This is a genomic window from Aeromonas sp. BIGb0405, assembly GCF_024807335.1.
In the GTDB taxonomy this organism is placed as follows: Bacteria; Pseudomonadota; Gammaproteobacteria; order Enterobacterales; family Aeromonadaceae; genus Aeromonas; species Aeromonas rivuli.
In genome coordinates this window covers 128,824-150,145 of sequence record NZ_JANUEP010000005.1, presented here as the reverse complement: position 1 = coordinate 150,145, position 21,322 = coordinate 128,824, and the positions used below count along the sequence as shown (strand labels likewise).

The window sequence follows — 21,322 nt, the reverse complement described above, 5'->3', positions numbered from 1 at the left end:
ATGAGCATACAGGTGCAACAGTTAACCAAGAGCTTCAACCAATATGCGGCGCTCAGTGACATCAACCTCGACTTCAAGGATGGTGAACTGGTGGCGCTGCTCGGCCCCTCCGGCTGTGGCAAGACCACCTTGCTGCGCATCATCGCCGGCTTGGAGCAGGCGGATTCGGGCCGCATAGTGATCCGGGGCGAGGACGCAGGCGCCCTCCATGTGCGTGAGCGCAATGTGGGTTTTGTGTTCCAGCACTACGCCCTGTTTCGCCATATGACGGTGTTCGAGAACGTGGCCTTCGGCTTGAGGGTGAAGCCCAGAGCCGAGCGCCCCGGCGAGCCGGTCATCCGTGCCCGGGTCAGGGAGCTGCTAGATCTGGTACAGCTCAGCCATGTGGCGGATAGACATCCGACGCAACTCTCCGGTGGTCAGCGCCAGCGAGTTGCCCTGGCGCGCGCCCTGGCGGTGCAACCCAAGGTGTTACTGCTTGACGAGCCCTTCGGCGCCCTCGATGCCCAGGTGCGCAAGGAGTTGCGTCGCTGGCTGCGGGAGTTGCACAACGAGTTGCACGTCACCAGCCTGTTTGTCACTCACGATCAGGAGGAAGCGCTGGAAGTGGCGGATCGGGTGGTGCTGATGAATGCCGGCAAGGTGGAGCAGATAGGCACCCCGTCCGAGGTCTATGACAAGCCAGCCAGTGCGTTCGTGCACAGTTTCCTCGGCAGCGTGAATCTGTTTCATGGCCGGGTGGCGGCTCAGGGGTTTGGGGTCGGCGAGCAGTTGCTTGCCGGTGGCCGTGCCGATCTCAGTCAGGGCAGTGCGGCCATCGCCTATGTGCGTCCCCACGAATTGGAACTGCATCCCCTCGAAACCCAGGGCGGGGTGGAGGCCACCATCAGCCGATTGCTGCCGATGGGGCCGCGCATCCGGGTCGAACTGCGTGGCGGCGGGGAGACAAATGGGGCACTATTCGAAGCCGAATTGAGCCGTGCCGAGGCCAGCCACTTCAGTGCCGGTCAGCGAGTTCGGTTAGTGGCCAGACAGGCCCAGCTCTACCCGGATTATCAGATCTGACCTTGGCATCGCAAATGGGGCGCTGTGTCGAAGCCGAGTTGAGCCGTGCCGAGGCCAGCCACTTCAGGGCCGGTCAGACGGTGCGGCTGGTGGCTAGACAGGCTCAGCTCTACCCGGATTATCAGATCTGACCTTGGCATCGCAAATGGGGCGCTGTTTCGAAGCCCGAAGCCGAATTGAGCCGTGCCGAGGCTAGCCAATTCAGCGCCGGGCAGACGGTGCGGCTGGTGGCCAGACAGGCTCAGCTCTACCCGGATTATCAGATCTGAGGGAGCGATGGCTGACTCCTGAATGTGGCGTCCCTCCAGGTTGGGCAAGGCAAACACAAACATGGGAACCGTAACGGTTTCATCACGGATAAGGGGCAACCCTTGGCATGGAGGAGGCGAGGGTGAATTTTCAGCAGTTACGGATCATCAGGGAGGCGGCTCGGCGCGACTACAACCTGACCGAGGTGGCGAACGCCCTGTTCACCTCTCAGTCCGGGGTCAGTCGCCATATCCGCGAGCTGGAGGAGGAACTCGGCATCGCCCTGTTCGTGCGCTACGGCAAGCGGTTGCTTGGCATGACGGAGCCGGGCAAGGAGCTATTGGTGATCGCCGAGCGCATCCTCAATGATGCGGGCAATATCCGCAAGCTGGCCAGCGCCTTCGCCAACCGCGAGTCGGGGCGGCTGCTGGTGGCGACCACCCATACTCAGGCGCGTTACGCCCTGCCCAAGGTGGTAAAGGCGTTCCGTGAGCGCTTCCCCGAGGTGCAGCTGGAGCTGCGTCAGGGGGGGCCGGAGGAGATAGTGCGGCTGCTGCAAACCGGTGAAGTGGATATCGGCATCAGCAGCGAGCAGCTCGATCGCAGCGAAGGGGTGGTGGCTTTTCCTTACTACCGCTGGCATCACAACATAGTGGTACCAAGGGGGCACCCCCTCAGCGAGGAGGCCGAGCTGAGTCTGGGGGCCCTGGCCCAGTGGCCCATCATCACCTATCAGGCGGGTTTGACCGGACGGGCCAGGGTCGATGAGGCCTTTGCCGCTGCGGGGATCTCGCCCCAGATCCTGTTGACCGCCCAGGATTCGGACGTCATCAAGACCTATGTGGAGTTGGAGATGGGGGTGGGCATCCTGGCGGACATGGCGTTCGATCCTCAGCGCGATCTGGGGCTCCACCAGCTCGACGGCAGCCGGTTGTTCGCCCCTCACACCGCCTGGATTGGCCTCAAGCAGGGGCAGTTCCAACACAACTTCGCCTGGCAGTTCATCCAGCTCTGCAACCCCGAGCTGGCGCTGGCCGACATCCAGGCCCGGGCGCTCCATGGTGAGCCGCTCATCGATTATCAGATCTGAGCGCTCAGGTTATCGGTGGCGCCAGTCACCTCATGAAGAAGGGGAGCCATGGCTCCCCTTCTTCATGCTCGTATCAGGCCATCACTGCACCAACAACCAGGCCTCCTGCCAATGGCTGCCTACCCCAGGCTCATAGTGAGTGGCGTTGCTGCTCCACTGGCTGCACCAACCTTCGGCGGGGAAGGGTTTGCATTGGTAAATCTTGCCATCTTTGGGCTGCAGCACCTTGACCCCCCCCTTGTAAGAGGAGAGAGAGGCCGGGAAAACATACTGGTAGTCGCCACTGACAGGATCCTGAAGCATCAGGTCATGGGTCTGTTGCAACAGGGCGCCGCCTCCTTTGGGGGTGCCTGCGAGCACCAGCTGGTGATGACCGGCGCTGAGACCGGTCAGGGCCAGGCTCAGGCTCTGGCTGGCGTCCTTGATGTCGGTCTTGACCTGACCCTTGGCGGCGCCGCCATGGTCATAGAGGGTGGCCGTTACACTCAAGTCCCCCTGCACTGCCAGGGTGAAGTCGAGCTTGAGGTTGCCGCCATCGAGCGGGTAGCTATCGGCGAGACCACTCACCACCAGGCTGTCGGCCACGGGGGCAGGTTGCTGCTCAAGCTGGATCTCGACCCGGGCCAGGCCACTGCCTGCCTTCAGGTAGACGGGGTTCTGGCCATAGACGGGGTTGAAGCTGTCACCGCTACCCGGTTGGCCGGCACGGATCTCGCTCTGCTCGGCGTTTATCTTGCTGGCCAGCGCCTGGGCCCAGTTATTTTTGAGCCCCTGCTCGTCACTGGCTACGGTGAGCACAGTCTGCAACTCGGGGCGCTCGCCGTTGGCATCGAACACCCGGGTCATGGCTCTGTCTCCGGCCTTGAGGTCCACCGAGGGGTAGATGGTACCGCTCTGGCTCCAGGCCAGCGGCGGCAGCTCGCCATCCTGGAAGCGGGCATCGATCAGGTTGTAGAAGCTGTTGGGGGTATCCCCCACCTCCCAGACCCCCAAGATCAGCTGATAGCCGGTGCGAGCTGGCAGGGTACAGCTGTGGGTCATCTGCTTGGGGGGTTGTACCATGCCGCCGTCGATGACACAGAAGGGGGTCAGATCGAAGCTACTGCGGCTGATGGGCTGATTGGGATCCCAATCTTGCCTGGTGAGGTAGTAGCGCCAGTTGCGGGTGACGTGGTTGGCGGTAAAGGTCCAGCTGATATCGATGGCACCGGCACTCACTGTGCGCTTGGTCCAGCGATCGCTGGTCTGGGCATTCAACTCGGCGAACTGGGCATGGCCAGCCGAGGCTATGTCGCCATCGGCGGGCCCGCCGTTCGGGAAGCCGGACGGCGCTTCCAGGCTCTGGGGTTCCCACTGGATGGCGCCGCAGCCTATGTTGCCTCCGTTCTTGCAAAGGGTGTTGCGGGCTTCCGGGCTGCTGATGTAGCCGTGGGCAAGGGCGCCACCACTGGCCAACAGGGCGGTGATGACGGCAAGACGATGAAGTGGTTGATTCACTGCCATAGATTCCTTGTGTTGAGTCTGTCTGGGCAGTCAGCTTGGCGGGGAGCCCCCGAACACCTGCTGCAACCCCGCTATCCCGTGCTTGATCCCGGGACCGGAGGCTTTGCGTCCTGGCCTTTCGACCGGTTTGCCAAATGACTGTGTCTGGGTGTCGGTTTCACTCGACGACTTATCATGGCTAATTTTGAACAAAAAATTAACATTAATTTCAAAAAAGGGACTGAACTGAGCTGCCAGCCACCTTTTTGCGACAACGGGTGGCTTGCCAGCGGCAGAAGGGATGCTGGCCATAGCCGCGCATGGTGTGACATCACAGTCACTGTTCAGAGGTGATGGTGGGCGCTGACAGAGGGGTTGGCTTCTGCTAGCGTGGAGCTGCGCATCCCAGCGCACATAGCAACGGGGTCAACCTGGATTGGCCCTATAACAACAAGAGGGAACTTATGAATTCCATTGCCAGGAATTACTTCAACCGGTTGAATCAGGACTATCTGGCGCTGCACAGGCGCAAGGAGGATCTGTTCTGGTCGACTTATATGGGCACCAGCGATGATCAGGCGGGCTTCACCGCAGCCGAGCAGGCCTACAAGGGGTTCTGTGCCAATCCGGCCCGGTTGCCCGAGCTCAGGGAGATGCTGGGCCAGGCCGAGGAGACGAGTCTCAAGCGCGGCTTGTCGGGGTGGCTCGCCTTCTTCGAGTGCAACGTCATCGAGGATCCGGCCGCCGCTGCCCTGATGGACGAGCTGGTGGCCGCCGAGGCCGCGCTCTTTGCCCGTCGCAAGGAGCTCAAACTCGAGCTGCTGGATGAGCAGGGCCGGACAGTTCCCGGCAGCTTGCCCGCCGCCAGCGCCTCCCTGGTCGCGAGCCCGATCGAGGCGGTGCGAGCCAGCGCCGTGGCACTCTTCCATACCCTGGAGCAGTGGGCCCTGGACTCGGGCTTCCTGGAGATCGTTCAATTGCGCAATCGCTTTGCCCGCACCATGGGTTATCGCGACTATTTCGAATACAAGGTGCGCAAGAACGAGCAGATGAGCCCAGAGCAGCTGTTCGTCATCCTGGATGACTTCATCGCCCGCACCGAGGCGCGTACCCGCCAGAGCCTGGTCGAGCTTGAACAGGCCAAGGGGGAGGCCGCGCTGCTGCCCCATAATCTGCGCTTCTCGGTCAGTGGTGACGTGACCCGTCAGCTCGATCCCTATGTGCCCTTCTCCCGCGCCTTGCAAGACTGGGTGCAGAGCTTCCGCCGTCTCGGCATTCAATACCGAGATGCGGTGCTGACCCTGGATCTGCTGGACAGACCCGGCAAGTACGAGAATGGTTTTTGCCATGGTCCGGTGCCGAGCTTCTGGCAGGAGGGGCAGTGGGTGCCCGCCGTGGTCAACTTCACCAGCCTGGCCAACCCGGGTCAGGTCGGCAGCGGCTGGAGCGGGCTCAACACCCTGTTCCATGAAGGTGGCCATGCGGCTCATTTTGCCAATGTGACCGGCAATGCCCCCTGCTTCTCCCAGGAGTTCCCGCCCACTTCCATGGCGTATGCCGAGACTCAATCCATGTTCTGCGACAGCCTGCTCGAGGATGCGGACTGGCTGAAACGCTATGCCAAGGATGAGCAAGGCCGTGCCATCCCGGATGCGCTGATTGAGGAGATGATTGCGGCGCGCCAGCCGTTTCGGGCCTTCAACGAGCGCCAGATAGCCCTGGTCGCCTATTTCGAGCGGGATCTCTATGCCATGGAGGATGACGCGCGCAGCCCGGAGGCCGTGTTGACCCTGGCTCGCCAATGGGAGCGGCAGATCCTGGGGGTCGAGAGTCCCCGTCCCTTGCTCGCCATTCCCCATCTGCTCAATCAGGAGTCGGCCTGTGCCTATCATGGTTATCTGCTGGCGCTGATGGCGGTGGAGCAGACCCGCAGTTATTTCCTCAAACGCGACGGTTATCTGACCGACAATCCGCGTATAGGCCCGGATCTCGCCGCTCACTACTGGGGGCCGGGCAATGGCATGAGCCATGATCAGACCTTGCAGAGCCTGACCGGCGAGGGCTTTAGCGCCAGACCCCTGGCCGATGCCTGCAATCTGGATGTGGCCCAGGCCTGGCAGCAGGCCCAGGCTTGCATGGCCGCGGCCCGCGAGCGGCAACCGGCCGGGGAAGGCGCCCCCCTCAATGCCCATATTCGTGTGGTGCATGGGGACAAACTGGTGGCGGATAACAGCCAGTCCGAAACCCGGATGCTGACCGATTTTGCTGCCTGGATCCGTGGCCGGGAAACCGAGAGTCAGAGTGCCGCGGCCGACTCGGCTTGATAGGGGCAACCCGTCTCACTTTAGGTGATCGCGAAACCGCTAAAAGAGCCCCGAAAGGGGCTCTTTTTATGGGGGCTATCATGTGGGATTGGGGTCATTTGGGCTATTTTTATCCAGGCTTACCTGGCCTGAGTCAGTCCCGGTTCAGTTTCAACAGGTAAACTGAATTTTCACAATTGCTTCTCATTGAACAAAACAGGACGTTTGTGATGACAGGTATTGGGCGATAGCTAAAAATTAGAATTAAATTCAAAAATAAACTAAATGTACGGTTTATATTCTGTCTGTTGGATTTTTTACATTTTAAATGTAGATTTTTTCTGTTCAGAAACAGAGCATATTAACGCCACCCTCGGTGTGAACCGGGCTCGGAAAGTCACAGATCTCCCTCTCGAGATGGCTGGGCTGCCTGTGACGAGGGTTCGACGATCTGCCGCTATATCTCGTTCCATATCCATTCATGATGATGGCCGACTCCGCAAGGGTCGTGCGAACAGGGTGCTGTTGTAGAGACAAGTACCCGCCTGACTCATGGCATCTGGATATCTATCGGGCGAGCATCCGTCGGATGAGTAAGCCCCATTGACTTGCTGACCCTCCCTAGAGACTTGTAATCTATTGATATTATCCGGCAGTGAGTGCGAACCAATGACATGTTGGTCGTCTAGACTCCTGCTGTGATGTCAGTCTATGAACGGAGTTCGTTGCGATGAAAAAGATCATGATGGTATCGGGTACTCGCCCGGAAATAATCAAGATGGCCCCCCTCTATCATGGGCTCAAGCAGGCACCCTGGGCCGATGTGCGCTGGGTGCACACCGGCCAGCACGACAGCATGGCGACTCAGCTCCTCGATTGCTTTGATATCACGCCGGATTGGAGCTTGACCCGCCAGGGGGCCAGCCTGTTCGAATTCAGCCAAGGCTGCCGTGGTCAGCTTGAGGCCCTGATGGCGCAAGCGCAATGGGACATGGTGATAGTACAAGGGGATACCGAGAGCGCCTTCCTCGGCGCCTTGACCGGCTTCTACCATCAGGTTCCCGTGGCCCACGTGGAGGCGGGACTGCGCACCTACCGCCTCGACAGGCCTTTCCCTGAAGAGGGGCTACGTCAGATGATTGGCCGCATCGCTAGTCTGCACCTGGCTCCGACCGAGGGGGCCAGCGCCTGCCTGTTGGCCGAGCAAGTTCCGGCAGAGCGGGTACATGTGACCGGCAACACCGTCATCGATGCCCAGCTGTGGGCCGCAGAGCGTCATGGCCTGAACCGGCACAAACCTCAGCCCGGCCATCTGCTGGTCACGGTGCACAGGCGAGAAAACTGGGGTGATGAAGTGGCCGGGATTTGCCGTGCCATCGCGCGTCTCGCCCAAGCCAATCCCGAGATGCAAGTGCTCTTCCCCGTGCACCTCAATCCCGTCATCAAGCAGGTGGTCTATCCCCTGCTCGGGCACTTGCCCAATGTCACCCTGACCGAGCCGCTCGATTACCTGGCCATGCAGCAGGCCATTGCCGATGCCTGGCTGGTGATGACGGATTCTGGCGGCTTGCAGGAAGAGGCGCCCACCTTCGGGGTCCCCTTGCTGGTATTGCGCGAAGAGACCGAGCGGCCCGAGGCCGTGGAGTCGGGTTATGCCGAGCTGATGGGCACGGACGAGGAGCGGATCGTCAAGCGGGTGACCGAGTTGTGGCAGGCCGGGGATTTTGCCCCCCGTGCCATGGCGAATCCGTTTGGGGATGGTCAGGCCTGTGCACGTATCGTCGCCATCATGGCTGACGTCTTGCTGGGGTAATGATGATGCCGGAATTTTGGTTGGTTGATGGCATTGCCACCTATCTCTATGCTCTGAAACTGATTGCCATAGTGGTGGCTGTCGCCATGTTGATAAGCGGGGTGGATGATCTCTTCATCGACATCATCTACTGGCTGCGCACCAGCTGGCGCCGCTTGACTGTCTATCGTCGCCACGATCGACTGGAGTATCAGGCACTCTACGAGCGGGAGGAGCAGCCGCTGGCCATCATGGTGCCTGCCTGGCACGAAACCGGCGTCATTGGCCAGATGGCTGAGCTGGCCGCGACGCGCTTTGATTACGAAAATTACCAGATTTTCGTCGGCACCTATCCCAATGATCCCGATACCCAGAAGGACGTGGATGAGGTCTGTGCCCGCTTCCCCAACGTGCACAAGGTGGTCTGTGCTCGTCCCGGCCCGACCAGCAAGGCGGATTGCCTCAACAATGTGCTCGATGCCATCTTCCAGTTTGAGCGCAAGGCCAACCTGTCGTTTGCCGGTTTTATCCTGCACGATGCCGAGGATGTCATCTCCGACATGGAGTTGCGGCTGTTCAATTATCTGGTGGAGCGCAAGGATCTGATCCAGATCCCCGTCTACCCCTTCGAGCGTCCCTGGTACAACTTCACCAGCCTCCACTATCTGGACGAGTTCGCGGAACTGCACAGCAAGGATGTGCCGGTGCGTGAGGCCGTCTCGGGGCAGGTGCCGAGCGCGGGGGTCGGCACCTGCTTCAGCCGCCGCGCCATCATAGCCCTGCTGGAAGATGGTGACGGTATCGCCTTCGATGTGCAGAGCCTGACCGAAGATTATGACATCGGCTTTCGCCTCAAGGAGAAGGGAATGGAGGAGGTGTTCGTCCGCTTCCCGGTGATCCGGGAAGCCAGGAGCACCCCGAATCAGCGGTGGCGATTCGGGATGCACGAGCGGGACACCAATGTCATCTGCGTGCGCGAATATTTTCCCGATACCTTCCAGACGGCGGTGCGCCAGAAGTCTCGCTGGATCATCGGCATCGTCTATCAGGGGTTCAAAACCCACAAGTGGAGCAGCAACTGGCGGCTCAACTACTTCCTGTGGCGGGATCGCAAGGGGGCGCTGACCAACTTCCTCAGCTTCTCCGCCAGCCTGATCCTGCTGCAACTGCTGGCGCTGATCCTGTATCAGTGGCTGGCGCCCGATCCCTATTATTTCCTCTCGATCTTCGAGGGCGGCAGCTGGCTGGTGACCCTGCTCTGGATCAATATGTTCCTGATGCTGAATCGCATGTTGCAGCGCCTGATCTTCGTGACCCGTTACTACGGATTGATGCAGGGGCTGATGTCCTTACCCCGGCTGTTTTGGGGCAACATCATCAACTTCATGGCGAACTGGCGTGCCCTCTCCCAGATTATCGCCCAGGGGGACCCACGCCGGGTGGCCTGGGACAAGACCACCCATGATTTCCCAAGCCTGGGAGAGGAGAACCGCGCCCGTCGTCCCCTGGGTCAGATACTGGTGAGCCAGGGGGTCTTGAGCCGAGCCCAGCTGGAACAGGCGCTGTTGAACCGCGAACCCGGCCTGCGTCTGGGCAGCAGCCTGGTACATCAAGGCTGGATCGACAGCGAGCAGCTGGCGGCCGGGGTTGCCGAGCAGAGCGGGGTGGCCTGGGAGCATGTGGATGCCTATGCCCTGCCCAAAAGCTTGCTGCAGAAGGTCTCCCCCAACGTTGCTGTGCACTACAGTGTCTTGCCGCTGCGCATCGAGCACGGTGTCTTGATCCTCGCCTGCGAGACCTATCTCGACCCGGTTTCCCTCGGCGCCCTGTCCCGCAAGCTCAAGTCTCCGGTTTCCTATGTGATCGCCTGCAAGGGTGAGGTGACGGTGGGGCTGCGGCGCTGGTATGTGCGTGGCCAGCGTCAGGATCCTAAGCGGTTGCTGCAAAAAGTGCTGGCCGATGGCTTGCTTGACGACGCTCAGCTTGGCGAAATCTGGACCCGCTATCTGGCGAGCCAGGTCATGCTGCCCGAGATCCTTATCTCCCTCGGTCACATCGATGAGGCTGCGCTGCGCTCTCTGTTGCTGCGGCATGAGCGCAGTGAGGCTACCCTGGCCCATTTCCTGGTCGAACAAGAGGTGATCAGTGAGTCGGTGTTGAGCCAGGCTCAGGCCTTGCAACAGGTGTATCAGCACGATCTGGCTGAGCTGCTGCGAGAGGCTGGCATCGACGATCAGTTACTGTGCCACTACCAGAAGGAAGTTGTCTGATGCGCCCTGTTGTCTTTGCCTTATGTGGCATCTTGCTGGGTCAGGGGGCCTTGGCGGCCCAGGTCGACTACGAACTGGGGCCCGATGTCAGCAGCTATCAGCGCTTCGTGCTCTATCCCCATCTGCAGAAGGGCTTCTCTGCCCTGGCGCGGGGCCATCGTGACAGTGCTATCGCCGAGTTCGAGCAAGCCCGCAAGCTGCAGCCCAAGAATCCCGTGATTGCCCTCTACCTGGCGCGAGCCTACGAGAAATTTGGTCAGGATAAACAAGCCGCGGCAGTGATAGCGCAGCAGCTGGCCATCACCCCGCAAGATAGCGAGTTGCTCGCCTTCGCCGAGGGGTTGCAGCGCAAGGATCCACTGGATCCGGCCTGTGGCCTGCTCGAATGCAAGGTGGCCCGTGCCGAGCGATCCTTGCTCGGCGATGACTTGAACGGATTGGCGGCTGCGCTGCAAGAGGCGGAACTGGCCAACAGTCCCCAGGGGTTGAGTCTGCGTCATGACTTGTTGCAACGCGCCTTGGGGGAGCAAGAGTGGCCTCTGGCCGCAGAGCAGTTTGCCTGGCTCGATCGGGCAGGCAAGCTGGGTCAGGGTGAGCAGAAGCAGTGGGTCACCATGCTGCTGACCGAGGGGAAGGTAGAGCAGGCCGTCGCCCTGCGTCGCCGGCTGCCCATACAGGATGGCGAACTCGACCTTGCCATCGCCCTGGCCCTTGGCAAGGGGGGCAATAAAGAGGCGCTGATCCATTATCAGCAGGCCCGCACGCCGAATTTTGCGCGTGCAGCCCAGGAGCGTGAATGGCTGCAGTTGGCCGCCAACAACGGCACCCTCAAGAGCGATCAGACTCTGCAATTTACTGAAAATCAGGATTTTTATATCGGCTTGATGCTGCCGGTCCTGCGACGTGAGGGGCGTTGGCAGGAGATGGAACATCTGCTCGCCAAGTCGCCAGGGCAAGCCAGCTCCGAACTTGAATTTGAGCTGGCCCTGCATCAGCGGCAGTGGGATAAATTGGCGCGAGATGGGCGCAAACTGGTGCGTGAGTCGCGCCAGCCCATGGCCGCCCTGGAGCGGGTGAGCTACCAGCTGCAACAGAGGGGGCAACTGGCGGCGAGTCGTGCCCTGCTCATCGATTACTGGCCCTATAGGGGCGCCAGCCAGGCCGGGCGAGAGACCCTGATCAGGCGCCTGACCCTGCTGCAGGGGCAGGCTGGGGCGCCTGCACTGCCCGCACGCCTGTCAGACCCGCTGCCGACCCCGGCCTTGCGCAGCCTGCAAGCGACTCTGCTCGCCCAGTCGGGTCAGTGCGATGGGGTGGTGCGGGTGCTGGGGGATCTCAGCGCTGATTATGATGCCGACAGCTGGCGTGCCCTCGGCAGTTGTTATCGCCAGAGTAAACCAGGGCTGGCCGAATATGCTTTCGCCCGGGCGGCCAGCTTCGGTTTGCCCCAGGACAGGCGTCAGCTTGCCTATCAAGCCTATGAAAACCGCCACTTTGATGCGGCGCTGCAGGCTTGGCAGCAAGTGACACTGGCCCGGGATGAGCAGGAGCAGATGGCCGCCATTCGCTCGGCGCTGGAGGCCGGGGATCTGCCTCAGGCACGGCAATGGCTGAACCAGTACCAGCAGGCTGGTTTGCCCCAGGATGCCGATTACTGGCGCGCCCTGGCCCGTACCCAGCAAGATGAGCAAGCCATTGCCAGCCTGGGTCGAGCCATCGCCCTGGCGCCCGCGGCGCAAGACTATGCCGAGCTGGCCCAACATCAGCAGCGGCTCGGCCACAGGCCCCAGGCCCGTGATGCGTTGCGGGCGGCCAATCGACTCGAACCAGACAACAGGGAATACCAGCTCGCCTATGGCTATGCCTTGTTCAACAACGATGAGCGGCAGGCAGCCAGTGACTGGCTGGAGCCGCTCTACCGGCCGGGAGACACCGAACTGGCCGAGCAGCTGACCTACATCAACCAGTCGCTGGCTCATAACCAGAAGGCGCGGGACTATGCGGCCAAGGCGATCGACGGCGAGCAATCGGCGCAACTGCGGTATGACCTGAGGCGGTTGCACGAGGATCTGGGCCGGCGCTGGACCATGAGTTTCGATGCCTGGACGGGGAACGGTCAGGGCACGGTGAGCGGCATTGGCGCCAACAGCGTGGCCCAGAGCTATGCCCAGACCGAGGTGGAGTACCGGCTCGGCGAGGAGCCCATTCGCAATGGCAAGACCCTTTCCGTTTATGGCCGTCTCTATGGCAGCAGCCAGAGTCAGCGGCTCTACCACCCCGATGAGGATGGCGGGGAGAATGCTACCTATGTAGAGGAGAGCAATAGTAATCCGCTCGACTTCCGGGATCCCACTCTGGGGGTGGGCCTGCGCTGGAAGCCGCTGGGTGACCAGACCCTCTTCCTGGCGGCCGAAGAGTTGCTGCCGCTCAACCGTAGCCAGGGGGGCGAGCATGACACCCTGCTCCGGGCCAGTGCCTCCTTCCTCAACGAGGGTCAATACAGCGACGAATGGCATCTGGGGGAGAGCGGCTGGTGGGCCCAGAATCTCTATCTGGATGGGGCCCGCTATCTGCGCTCACAACAGACGAGTCTGGTGGCCGACTACCGGCTCAGCTATCACCACAAGATCCGGTGGGGGGATACCATCGAGCCTTACGCTCACCTGCAAGGGCGCCTGTATTGGAATGACAAGAGTCCCGACAAGGATTATGTCAAAGATGACGATGGCAGTATCCAGGAGTTCTCCTCGGGCTCTGATGACTACAAGCTGCTGATGGGCGGGGTCGGCGTGCGCTGGAATCACTGGTTTGGGGAGACGACATATGACGCCTGGCCCCACAAGCTGAGTCTGGGGCTTGAGTACCAACGGCGGTTGAAGAGTGATCAAGACCTGAAAGAGTTGGAGACCGGCGAGGAGTATGACAAGGGCACCCTGATGATGACCATGGGAGTGAGGTGGTAATGAGGCAATTGATAAAGGGTATGACGCTGCTCCTGATGTGGATGGTGTTGCCAGCCCAGGCCAGCCAGGGCATTTTCTATCAGCCCCAGCTGCGGGATGCCGCTCTGAGCGAAGCCCGTTGGGATCAGATAGTGGCCAAGGTGAAACAGCATGGCTTCGATACCCTGGTGGTGCAGTGGACCCGCTATGGTGATGCCTTCGAGCAGCCTGAACAGAGCGACTGGTTGGCGGCCCGGCTACAGCGTGCCCAGGCAGCAGGTTTAACCCTGATCCTGGGGCTCTACTCGGACCCTGAGTTCTTCCAGCGTCAGGATCAGAGTGGCGGTCTGCTCACGGGTTATCTCGGGCAGCAGGAGAGCCACAATCTGGCCCTGGCCAAGGTGTGGCAAGAGCGCCTTGGCAAGGATCGCATCGCCGGCTGGTATCTGCCGGCCGAGTTGGATGATCTCAATTGGCGCGACCCCCAGCGCCAGCAGTTGCTGGCTCAGCATCTGGCTCGCTCGGTCAAGGGGTTGCGCGAACTAAGCACAGCCCCCGTTTATATCAGCAGCTTCTTTACGGGCAAGATGAGTCCGCAAGCTTATCGGGAACTGCTGACTCGCCTGGCAGACCAGGGGGTGGATCTGATGGTACAGGATGGCAGTGGTACCGGGGTCTTGAGCCCCGCAGAGCGAGGGCTCTACCTGAGTGCCCTCGAACCCTGTGAGGGGCGAGTGGCGGGTCTGGTTCATGAGCTGTTTGTCCAGCAAGGTGAGAGCGGTACCTTTCAGGCCGCGCCTTTGCCTGAACAACAGCAACGGGCACTCTGGGCGGCCCCCACTCGCTGCGGCAGCCAGCGCTGGTTCTTCTCATTGCGCTACCTGCCCGGCCTTGATGACATGCGCTGACATCGGCATTGCGGCTATTCCTGTCGCAATGCTTTTTTTCTGTAAGCTGTTAATTGTTATAACAAATTTTTTGTTCAATGGGATGATTTTTGAGAGGGCAACTCCAATATCCCCAGCCATGGCAGTGTATTGTGGCGAGGGGCAATTTCTTCATCCTGAAAATAAACCCCCTCTCTCTATCCGGGGTCATGGCAGGGGGATTGCCCCGTCCCATTGACTAATTCCCAGCCAGACTCTAAATCGGCCACCTCGCCACCCCCGATGTGAATCGGGTTCGGAAAGCTTCAGATCTCTTGTCCTCGAGATGGCTGAGCCGCACATGAAAATGGCGTTAGCTCTCAACCCTTCCAGTGCGTCCGCCTGTTTCATGCTATCTGTCGAGAACGTTGACAATCCTGCCGATGCTGCACCGGGCAGGGTAATACCCATACCAGCGGTATTGCCCTGGCCTTGATGGTGACAGCCAACAGGTCGTTCCGTTTATGGACTTGGTCTCTAATATGCCAGCGAATGTAAAGAGGGTATTTCCCAATGATGATCATGAGTGAACAACCCGGCCAGATTGCGCTGCTGGGAGGCGCGGTGGATCGTGTTACCCAGTCTCTCCTCGATGGAGACGGGCCACAAGGCGATCGTCAAGTTGCCAAGCGGAGAGCGTTTGGCAGCCAGGGTTGCCAGACCGGTAGAGCTGGCCGACAAGTTGCCGGCTCAACTGGCCGCCCCGTTCGAGGGGGAGAAGGCGACACTCAAGGTCGCCTTGTCACTGGATGAAAAGCTGCCTCAGGGCTTGCTGGTCGAGGGATTGCCAGTCACGGTGTGTTTGATTGAGCCAAAGTGCTGTGTCCCTCGGGGGCACAGCGCTTTCATCTGGGGTCAGCCGCCAAGGAGGGAACAAAGTGCATGTTTCTTATCTGACCCGATCGACCAATGCATCCGTATTGTCAGACTCTTCCTCTGCCCATGCCCGCCCTTGGGATCCTCCGCACACCTTCAGGTGCACAGGCCACTGGCACCCTTGCTCCTCCGGTCGGCCTTGTATCCATCTGCGGGTAGGTCGCCGGACCCACTGGCGGTATCTCCTGGCTACTCATCTGATTTGATTATGGTTTCCAATCTGACGCGCGAAATGGACTCATCATGGCGCCTGATATGTTTCTCTGGGTATATTGAGTATTGATGGCGATCCAATATGATGACGCACGCCAGCCAGCGCTGGTATTCAGATGATGTACTGTCAAGAGCCCGCAACAGAGGCTCGTCGAGGGATGGAATGAGAGCCGTAATATTATGTGTGCTGGGCCTGTGGCCCGCGTTGAGCTTTGCCAGTATGGGCATGAATGCCGACATGGTCGTCGTGAACAAGTCCTCCTATAGCCTGAGCCTGATGAAGGATGGCAAGGAGTTGAAACGCTACTGGATAGCCCTGGGACCAGCCCCCAGGGGACACAAGCAGCGAGAAGGGGATCAGCGTACCCCCGAGGGGCGCTATACCCTGGATTACAAGAAGAGTGACTCGAACTTCTATCGTGCCATCCACATCAACTACCCGAGTCTGGACGATATCAAGACGGCCAACGAGCTGGGCGTCAGGCCGGGTGGCATGATCATGATCCACGGCCAGCGCAACGGCAATGGCTCCAGCTTGCAGCCGTCCAACTGGACCAATGGTTGCATCGCCATGCTCAACAAGGACATGGATGAGGTGTGGAGCGCCATCGAACCGGGCACCCCCATTATCATCAACCCCTGAGGGGCTGGATGAATAAAAACGGCAGGCCATTGGCCTGCCGTTTTTATTGGGGTGCTGGTCGTCTCAATCCAGTTTGAGCTTGTCTCTTATCTGGGCCTTTATCAACGCCTGCAGCACGGCCATCAGCGCGGCCCCCGTCATGCCAAACATCAGCACGCCATTGGCGGCTTCGAGCGGGCCCAGCATCTTCCAGTGATGACTCATCACTATGTCGCCATAGCCGAGAGAGGTGAAGTTGACCCCGGAGTGGTAGATGGCGTCATAGAGCTGGGTAAATTCCCCCAGGGTCAGGAACAAGGTGCCCCAGAGCGTGATCTGGATGAAATTACCCAGCATCAGCAACACCATGACAACCAGCAGGGGGCCGACACCACGCCCCAGCCAACCCGGAGTGGTGTTGTTGTGAACCTGGTTGATATAGAAGCGCACGGCCCAGAAGGTCACTGTGGCTTGCAACGAGAGGCAAATGAGCATGGTGGGCAAGCCCACCAGCAGGTTCATCAAGATCATGGCATTGTCTCGTGGTTGAGTGTCTGCGGGGATAGCCTGCTCGCGCGCCAGCGCTCAAGTACCCAGACCGCTCCCCAGGCGTAGCAGGCGACGAGCAGGAAAAGGCCCAGTCTGAACAGGGATGCCTGCAGTACATCCTTGCCGTTGGCGCTGTCCTGAATGGCCGGGCCCAGCAGTATCATCATGGTCATCAAGGCGTTGCTCCAGAAGGAGGGGGCAACCCGGCTCATTTTTATCCTGAATAGTCGCACGCCGAGCCAGAGGCTGGTGGCCATGATCCATAGCATCAGCATCCACAGATTGGGCCAGAGTGCGAGCCCGGACCAGGCAATGGCGGCGACCAGGGCGCCGACCAGGGTCGAGCCTATCAGCTCCTTGCCTGCATTGCGGGCATTGGTGGTACAGGCCTGCTGGCTAAGGGCGACCGTCTTCATGATGGCCGCCAGATAGTGGGAGGGGTCTTGCAGCGCCAACACCAGGACCGGCAGCACTATGATGACGGCCCGCAGTGCGACCCAGCCTGCGTTCTCCGGGCTGAGGTAGCCAGGCTTGGCACCCTGGCTCGGTTCATCGGGAAACAGATTGTGAGAGACGGTGCCGATGAAGGCCCCCAGCATGACCCCGGTTGCCAGCGCCTGGATCACCATGAAGGCGAGGGCCTGATCCGCCACCCCGGCTACCGGGATCAGGGTGAAGGTGATGACCAGTAGCGTCAGCAAGGGGTTGCCACTCTTGAGGCCGAGGAAGAAGAGGCCAAACAGTATCAGGGCAATCAGCAGCAGGGCGCTGACCCCATAGTGTTCAAGCAGGGGAACCATCAGCACGCCGCTGGCCATCAGCACCATGAGCACCCCTCCCATCAGCAACCCCTTGAGCAGGGGGAGAGGAGGGCCCGGTTTGCACAGCAGCAGTATCACCACCAGACAACTCAAGTGAGGCTGAGGCAGGGCCAGGCCGTAGGTCACCATGACACTGAGGCCCATGCCCAACGTGAGTCGCAGTACTGCTTTGTCGGCCCTGTGCATCAGGGTGTCGCTCCGTATCGCATTCGCTCGCCGCTCAATAGAGGTAGGAGAGCAGGCTCATCAACTTGATGAAGCATACCCCCAGGCCATTCATCAGCCAGTTGTCGCCGCTGTATACCAGCACTTCGGCCTGGCCGCCGACCCGGATCCCTTGAATATCCTTGAGCTCATCTTTTTCAAACTCGATGGCGACCGGGAAACGCTGAGCCTGGCGTAGCCAGTCACGGTTGTTTTCCACCGTGGGCAGACTGCCAGCCGCACTCTGCGAACCCGAACTGACTCCGTTGCCCAGACTGCGGATCTTGCCCTTGAATACCCGGCCCGGCATGACGTCCAGCACTATGGCTACCTCATTGCCGGGAGCCAGATTACCCAGGTTGTTCTCCGTCATGTCGGCGCTGATCCAGACGTCATGGATGGCGATGAGCGTCATGGCCGGGGTGCCGGCCGAGGTGAACTGACCGGCATCGGTGCGCAGGTCGGTGACCAGGCCTCGGGAGGGGGCCAGTACCCGGGTGTGACTGAGATCCAGCTCTGCTTTTTCGATGGCGGAGCGAGCGCTGATGAGCTGGGAGTTGTTGTCGCCACTGTTGCCGGCGGCTTCCTTGGCCTGGATCAGGCTGGCTTCGGCGGCCTTGACCTGACTCTGGGCCTGCACCCGAGTGGCGCGGGCTACTTCGAGGCGACGTACCGAGATGGCTCCGGGATCCTCGGCATAGAGCCGCTCCTGGCGATTGGCGTCCTGCTCGGCCTTGAGACGATTGGCCTTGGCGGCCTGCAAGGAGGCTTCGGCGGCAATGACACCGGCCCCCGCCGCATTGACCGAGCGCGACACCGAATCGTAGTCGGATTTGGCCCTCTGCAGGGCAATCTGATACTGGCTGGGATCTATCTCGAACAGCGGCTGACCCAGCGCGACATCCTGGTTGTTCTGTACCAGTACCTGCTGCACCTGACCCGAGACCTGAGCGGCGATGGGTACCACGAAGGCCTGCACCCTGGCCTGGGAGCTATAAGGGGTCAGGCGATCGGCGGTGAAGTACCACAGCAGGCTGATGGCGATCAGGGCAAGCAGCAGCAAGGTGCCGATACGGCTCCCCTTGCCCGGCTGAGGGCTGGGCGGCGACGCTGGCGGATTGGCGGGGGGCATGGGGGTATCTTGGCTCATGGTCTTCTCGTCATCTTGTTAGGGGGCATCGGCAGTGGGCAGCGGATCGGTCAACAATGGACCCCAATCACTGCGCGATTGCATCTCTTGCTGGCTCTGTGCATCGAGCAGTGGACTATTTCGCCCTTGCTGCCAACCCCCCCCCATTGCCTTGTAGAGGGAGATCAGGCTGAGCATCACATTGCCGCGGCTGCTGACCAGACGCTCTTGCTGGCTGAACAGGGCCCGCTGGGAGTCGAGCACCCGCTGGAAGTCCGCCATGCCTTCCCGGTAACGGATGTTGGCGATGTCGAGGGAGCGGCGGGCAGCCTGCTCGGTCTGCTCAAGCAGCGCTATCTGCTCTTCATTCTTGGCAAACCCTATGGCGGCATCGTCGATCTCGCGCGCGGCGCCGAGCAGGGTATTCTGGTAGCTCTCCTTGAGCTGCTGGAAGCGGGCATCTTGCACCAGCACCGCATTGCTGAGCAGGCCATGGTCAAACACATTCCACTTGAGACTGGGACCTATGCCCCAGTCCAGGGTAGAGCTGCTGCTTGACAAGGAGGTGGCCGACAGGCCGACCGAACCGAGCAGGGTGAGGGAGGGGTAGAGCTCCGCCTCGCTCACGCCTATCAGGGCGGATTGTGCCGCCATCAGCCGCTCGGCACTGCGCACATCCGGTCTGCGGCGGATAAGATCCGCTGGCAAGTCAGCAGCCAGAGTCAACTTGGCATGAGGGATGATGCCAATGTCGGCACTCATCTCCGGCAGGGGACCGGGGGCGCGGGCCAGCAGGGTGCTCAGGGCGTTTTGCCCCTGACGCAGACTGGCCTCAAGGGAGGGAATACCGGAGAGCGTACTCAGGTATTGGGTTTTGGCCTGCTGTACGTCCAGCTCATCGCTGTTGCCGCTCTTGAACAGCTTCTCGGTGATCTCCAGGCTGCGCTTTTGCAACTGGGCGTTGTCCCGGGAGATCTGCAGGCGCGACTCCAGGGTGCGAATGTTGACATAGAGGCTGGCTACCTGGGCCGCCATCAACACCTGCACATCATCATATTGCGCGAGGGTCGAGAAGTAGCTGGCGTCGGCCGCTTCTATGCTGCGCTGGAATTTACCCCAGAAGTCGATCTCCCAGCCGAGATTGGCACCCAGGCCATAGCTCATGAAGTGACTGTCGGGTCCGTCCCGCACCTGCCCTGTCTGCAGGGCGCTGCCGCTCACCTGTTGCAGCTGGGGATAACGACTGGCATCGGCGATGCCAAGTTGTGCCCTGGCTTCCAGAATGCGCAGGCCTGCGATCCGCACATTAGGGTTCTTGGTCAGGGCCTCCTGTACCAGGCTATTGAGCACGGGATCCTGAAGCTGGGTCCACCACTCATCAAGCGCTACGGCTGATTTTTGGGCCTGGGTCTGGCCGAGGGATCCTCCCTGCCACTGGCTAACGGGACCACCCTCGGGCCTGACATAGTCGGGCCCGAGGGTGGTACAAGCACTCAGCAATAGACTACCGAACAGGGCGACCCCTAAGGGCGCCCTGCGGTAACTGATGCTATCTGTGTTGGCTGACGATGGTTCAGGGGGCATCTTGCTGCTCTGTCTCCTGGGTGTTGCTGCTCAGCGGAGTGAGATGATCTCCTGCTACCCAGGTCATGAAGATCTGGTAGCCGATGGCGAGCAGGGCAGCCCCGACGAACATGCCGAGTATGCCGCTTGACACCATGCCACCCAGGGCGCCCAACAGAATGATCGGCATGGGCGCATCGACGCCGCGACCGAGCAGCAGAGGCTTGAGCACGTTGTCGGCCAGACCTGAGATCACCAGCAGCACGGTGTAGGCGACGGCTGGGGCAGTCGCGTAGTCGCCGCTGCTCCAGATATAAATGACGCAGGGAATGAAGATGACGGCGGCCGGGATCTGGGCAATGCCCAGGATCAGCGCAATCAGCGCAATCACGCCAGGGGCTGGAATACCGGCGATGGCGACCGAGAGACCGAGCAAGATGGCCTGGATGAAGGCGACCCCGATGACCCCTTGTGCCACGGCGCGTATGGTCGCGGTGCAGAGGGTGGCGAATTCGTCACCACGATGCTCACCCATGATGCGGGCCGAGATGGCGCGCGCGCTCCGTTGACCCGGCAAGCCGTAGGCCATGATGATGCCAGCGACCGCGAAGGAGAGGATAAACTGGAGCATGCCGGTGCCCATGCTGGCCACCATGCCGAGGGCTGTCTTGGCCAGGTTACCTATCTTGGGCTGCATGCTCTGAATAAAGGCGGGCAGATCGGTCGCAGCCTGATGCCAGACGGCGTAGACCTTTTTGCCGACGATGGGCCAGGTGCCCACGGATTCAGCGGGCATGGGGATCACCAGGCTGTTGGCCTTCATGTCATGGACGAAACCCGTGATGGTATCGGCCAGGGAGCTGGTCAGTACCGCCGTTGGCCCCACGATCAGGACTATGCCGCACAGCACCAGCAGGGTGGCTGCCCGCCCCTGGCGGTTACCCAGTCGCGCCGCCAGCTTCTGGTGGAAGGGGTAGAGGGTGACTGCCAGGATCAGGGCCCATAACATCAGGGTCAGGAAGGGGGAAAAAATACCGTAGCAGGTGATGACCAGCGCCAGGATCAGACCAGCCTTGATAAGCACATCCAGCAGCTTGTTAAACAAGCGGCGTTCCAGTTCGGGGTTAGTATCTTGTTGCATATCAGGCTCTCATGATGGAAGTGAGGTTAGGTCATCAAGTATCGGTAATTTTTAGGAGGGCATTCTTTAATTATTTACCTGTCCC

Annotated in this window: 15 protein-coding genes and 1 riboswitch; of the genes, 9 read left to right on the top strand and 6 right to left on the bottom strand. The window is 60.6% G+C overall.

The window, feature by feature from the left end; genetic code table 11:
* The 3 genes from M2366_RS13650 to cbl all read left to right on the top strand — a co-directional run bounded on the left by M2366_RS13650 (position 1) and on the right by cbl (position 2,404).
* Complete coding sequence (locus tag M2366_RS13650) at positions 1-1,065, top strand: sulfate/molybdate ABC transporter ATP-binding protein (RefSeq protein WP_259269965.1); 1,065 nt, start codon at positions 1-3, stop codon at positions 1,063-1,065.
* A 2-nt stretch (positions 1,066-1,067) separates the two neighbouring features.
* Positions 1,068-1,196 carry a hypothetical protein gene (locus M2366_RS13645; RefSeq protein WP_259236970.1) on the top strand — a complete coding sequence of 43 codons (129 nt, stop codon included), beginning with the start codon at positions 1,068-1,070 and terminating at the stop codon, positions 1,194-1,196.
* Positions 1,197-1,456: 260 nt separating this feature from the next.
* Positions 1,457-2,404: an HTH-type transcriptional regulator Cbl gene (gene cbl, locus M2366_RS13640; protein WP_042044418.1), complete on the top strand. Its 948-nt coding sequence runs from the start codon at positions 1,457-1,459 to the stop codon at positions 2,402-2,404.
* An 81-nt stretch (positions 2,405-2,485) separates the two neighbouring features.
* Here the strand turns inward: cbl and gbpA are convergent, their stop codons facing one another.
* Complete coding sequence (gbpA, locus tag M2366_RS13635; RefSeq protein ID WP_042044258.1) at positions 2,486-3,907, bottom strand: N-acetylglucosamine-binding protein GbpA; 1,422 nt, start codon at positions 3,905-3,907, stop codon at positions 2,486-2,488.
* A 58-nt stretch (positions 3,908-3,965) separates the two neighbouring features.
* Positions 3,966-4,049, bottom strand: a riboswitch (cyclic di-GMP riboswitch).
* Positions 4,050-4,350: 301 nt separating this feature from the next.
* On the opposite strand from gbpA, the gene M2366_RS13630 reads away from it, so the two are divergent.
* From M2366_RS13630 to M2366_RS13605, 6 genes are all read left to right on the top strand, one after another.
* On the top strand, positions 4,351-6,210 hold the full coding sequence (locus M2366_RS13630; RefSeq protein ID WP_259269964.1) for a M3 family metallopeptidase: 1,860 nt from the start codon (positions 4,351-4,353) through the stop codon (positions 6,208-6,210).
* A gap of 709 nt (positions 6,211-6,919) precedes the next feature.
* Entirely contained in the window at positions 6,920-8,002 is a 1,083-nt protein-coding gene (gene wecB / locus M2366_RS13625) for a non-hydrolyzing UDP-N-acetylglucosamine 2-epimerase (RefSeq protein WP_259269963.1), read from the top strand.
* 2 nt (positions 8,003-8,004) lie between these two features.
* Positions 8,005-10,251, top strand: a complete 2,247-nt coding sequence (gene nrfB, locus M2366_RS13620) for a cyclic di-3',5'-guanylate-activated glycosyltransferase NrfB (RefSeq protein ID WP_310508873.1) — start codon at positions 8,005-8,007, stop codon at positions 10,249-10,251.
* Positions 10,251-13,214 (top strand): NfrA family protein, encoded by a 2,964-nt coding sequence (locus tag M2366_RS13615; protein ID WP_259269962.1) that lies wholly within the window; start codon positions 10,251-10,253, stop codon positions 13,212-13,214. Before nrfB ends, M2366_RS13615 begins: the two co-directional genes overlap by 1 nt.
* Positions 13,215-13,234: 20 nt before the next feature.
* Positions 13,235-14,101 (top strand): DUF4434 domain-containing protein, encoded by an 867-nt coding sequence (locus M2366_RS13610; protein WP_259269961.1) that lies wholly within the window; start codon positions 13,235-13,237, stop codon positions 14,099-14,101.
* 1,270 nt (positions 14,102-15,371) lie between these two features.
* Positions 15,372-15,851: a murein L,D-transpeptidase family protein gene (locus M2366_RS13605; RefSeq protein ID WP_259269960.1), complete on the top strand. Its 480-nt coding sequence runs from the start codon at positions 15,372-15,374 to the stop codon at positions 15,849-15,851.
* 63 nt (positions 15,852-15,914) lie between these two features.
* On the opposite strand, the gene M2366_RS13600 is transcribed toward M2366_RS13605, so the two are convergent.
* From M2366_RS13600 to M2366_RS13580, 5 genes are read right to left on the bottom strand one after another with little or no spacing between them, the layout of a single operon-like run.
* Entirely contained in the window at positions 15,915-16,361 is a 447-nt protein-coding gene (locus M2366_RS13600; protein WP_259236978.1) for a potassium channel family protein, read from the bottom strand.
* Positions 16,358-17,386, bottom strand: coding sequence for a DUF2955 domain-containing protein (locus M2366_RS13595; protein ID WP_259269959.1), 1,029 nt, complete (start codon positions 17,384-17,386; stop codon positions 16,358-16,360). The genes M2366_RS13600 and M2366_RS13595 overlap by 4 nt, the downstream gene beginning before the upstream one ends.
* A gap of 34 nt (positions 17,387-17,420) precedes the next feature.
* Complete coding sequence (locus M2366_RS13590; RefSeq protein WP_224431336.1) at positions 17,421-18,554, bottom strand: HlyD family secretion protein; 1,134 nt, start codon at positions 18,552-18,554, stop codon at positions 17,421-17,423.
* A gap of 18 nt (positions 18,555-18,572) precedes the next feature.
* Complete coding sequence (locus M2366_RS13585) at positions 18,573-20,117, bottom strand: efflux transporter outer membrane subunit (protein WP_259269958.1); 1,545 nt, start codon at positions 20,115-20,117, stop codon at positions 18,573-18,575.
* Positions 20,107-21,237, bottom strand: a complete 1,131-nt coding sequence (locus M2366_RS13580; protein WP_259236982.1) for an AI-2E family transporter — start codon at positions 21,235-21,237, stop codon at positions 20,107-20,109. The genes M2366_RS13585 and M2366_RS13580 overlap by 11 nt, the downstream gene beginning before the upstream one ends.
* Between the last annotated feature and the right edge of the window lie 85 nt (positions 21,238-21,322).

Bases quoted from the DNA above. Each gene is read 5' to 3' on its own strand.
- M2366_RS13650 (WP_259269965.1), top strand. From the start codon at position 1: ATGAGCATACAGGTGCAACAGTTAACCAAGAGCTTCAACCAATATGCG.
- gbpA (WP_042044258.1), bottom strand. From the start codon at position 3,907: ATGGCAGTGAATCAACCACTTCATCGTCTTGCCGTCATCACCGCCCTG.
- M2366_RS13630 (WP_259269964.1), top strand. From the start codon at position 4,351: ATGAATTCCATTGCCAGGAATTACTTCAACCGGTTGAATCAGGACTAT.
- wecB (WP_259269963.1), top strand. From the start codon at position 6,920: ATGAAAAAGATCATGATGGTATCGGGTACTCGCCCGGAAATAATCAAG.
- nrfB (WP_310508873.1), top strand. From the start codon at position 8,005: ATGATGCCGGAATTTTGGTTGGTTGATGGCATTGCCACCTATCTCTAT.
- M2366_RS13615 (WP_259269962.1), top strand. From the start codon at position 10,251: ATGCGCCCTGTTGTCTTTGCCTTATGTGGCATCTTGCTGGGTCAGGGG.
- M2366_RS13610 (WP_259269961.1), top strand. From the start codon at position 13,235: ATGACGCTGCTCCTGATGTGGATGGTGTTGCCAGCCCAGGCCAGCCAG.
- M2366_RS13605 (WP_259269960.1), top strand. From the start codon at position 15,372: ATGAGAGCCGTAATATTATGTGTGCTGGGCCTGTGGCCCGCGTTGAGC.
- M2366_RS13600 (WP_259236978.1), bottom strand. From the start codon at position 16,361: ATGATCTTGATGAACCTGCTGGTGGGCTTGCCCACCATGCTCATTTGC.
- M2366_RS13595 (WP_259269959.1), bottom strand. From the start codon at position 17,386: ATGCACAGGGCCGACAAAGCAGTACTGCGACTCACGTTGGGCATGGGC.
- M2366_RS13590 (WP_224431336.1), bottom strand. From the start codon at position 18,554: ATGAGCCAAGATACCCCCATGCCCCCCGCCAATCCGCCAGCGTCGCCG.
- M2366_RS13585 (WP_259269958.1), bottom strand. From the start codon at position 20,117: ATGCCCCCTGAACCATCGTCAGCCAACACAGATAGCATCAGTTACCGC.
- M2366_RS13580 (WP_259236982.1), bottom strand. From the start codon at position 21,237: ATGCAACAAGATACTAACCCCGAACTGGAACGCCGCTTGTTTAACAAG.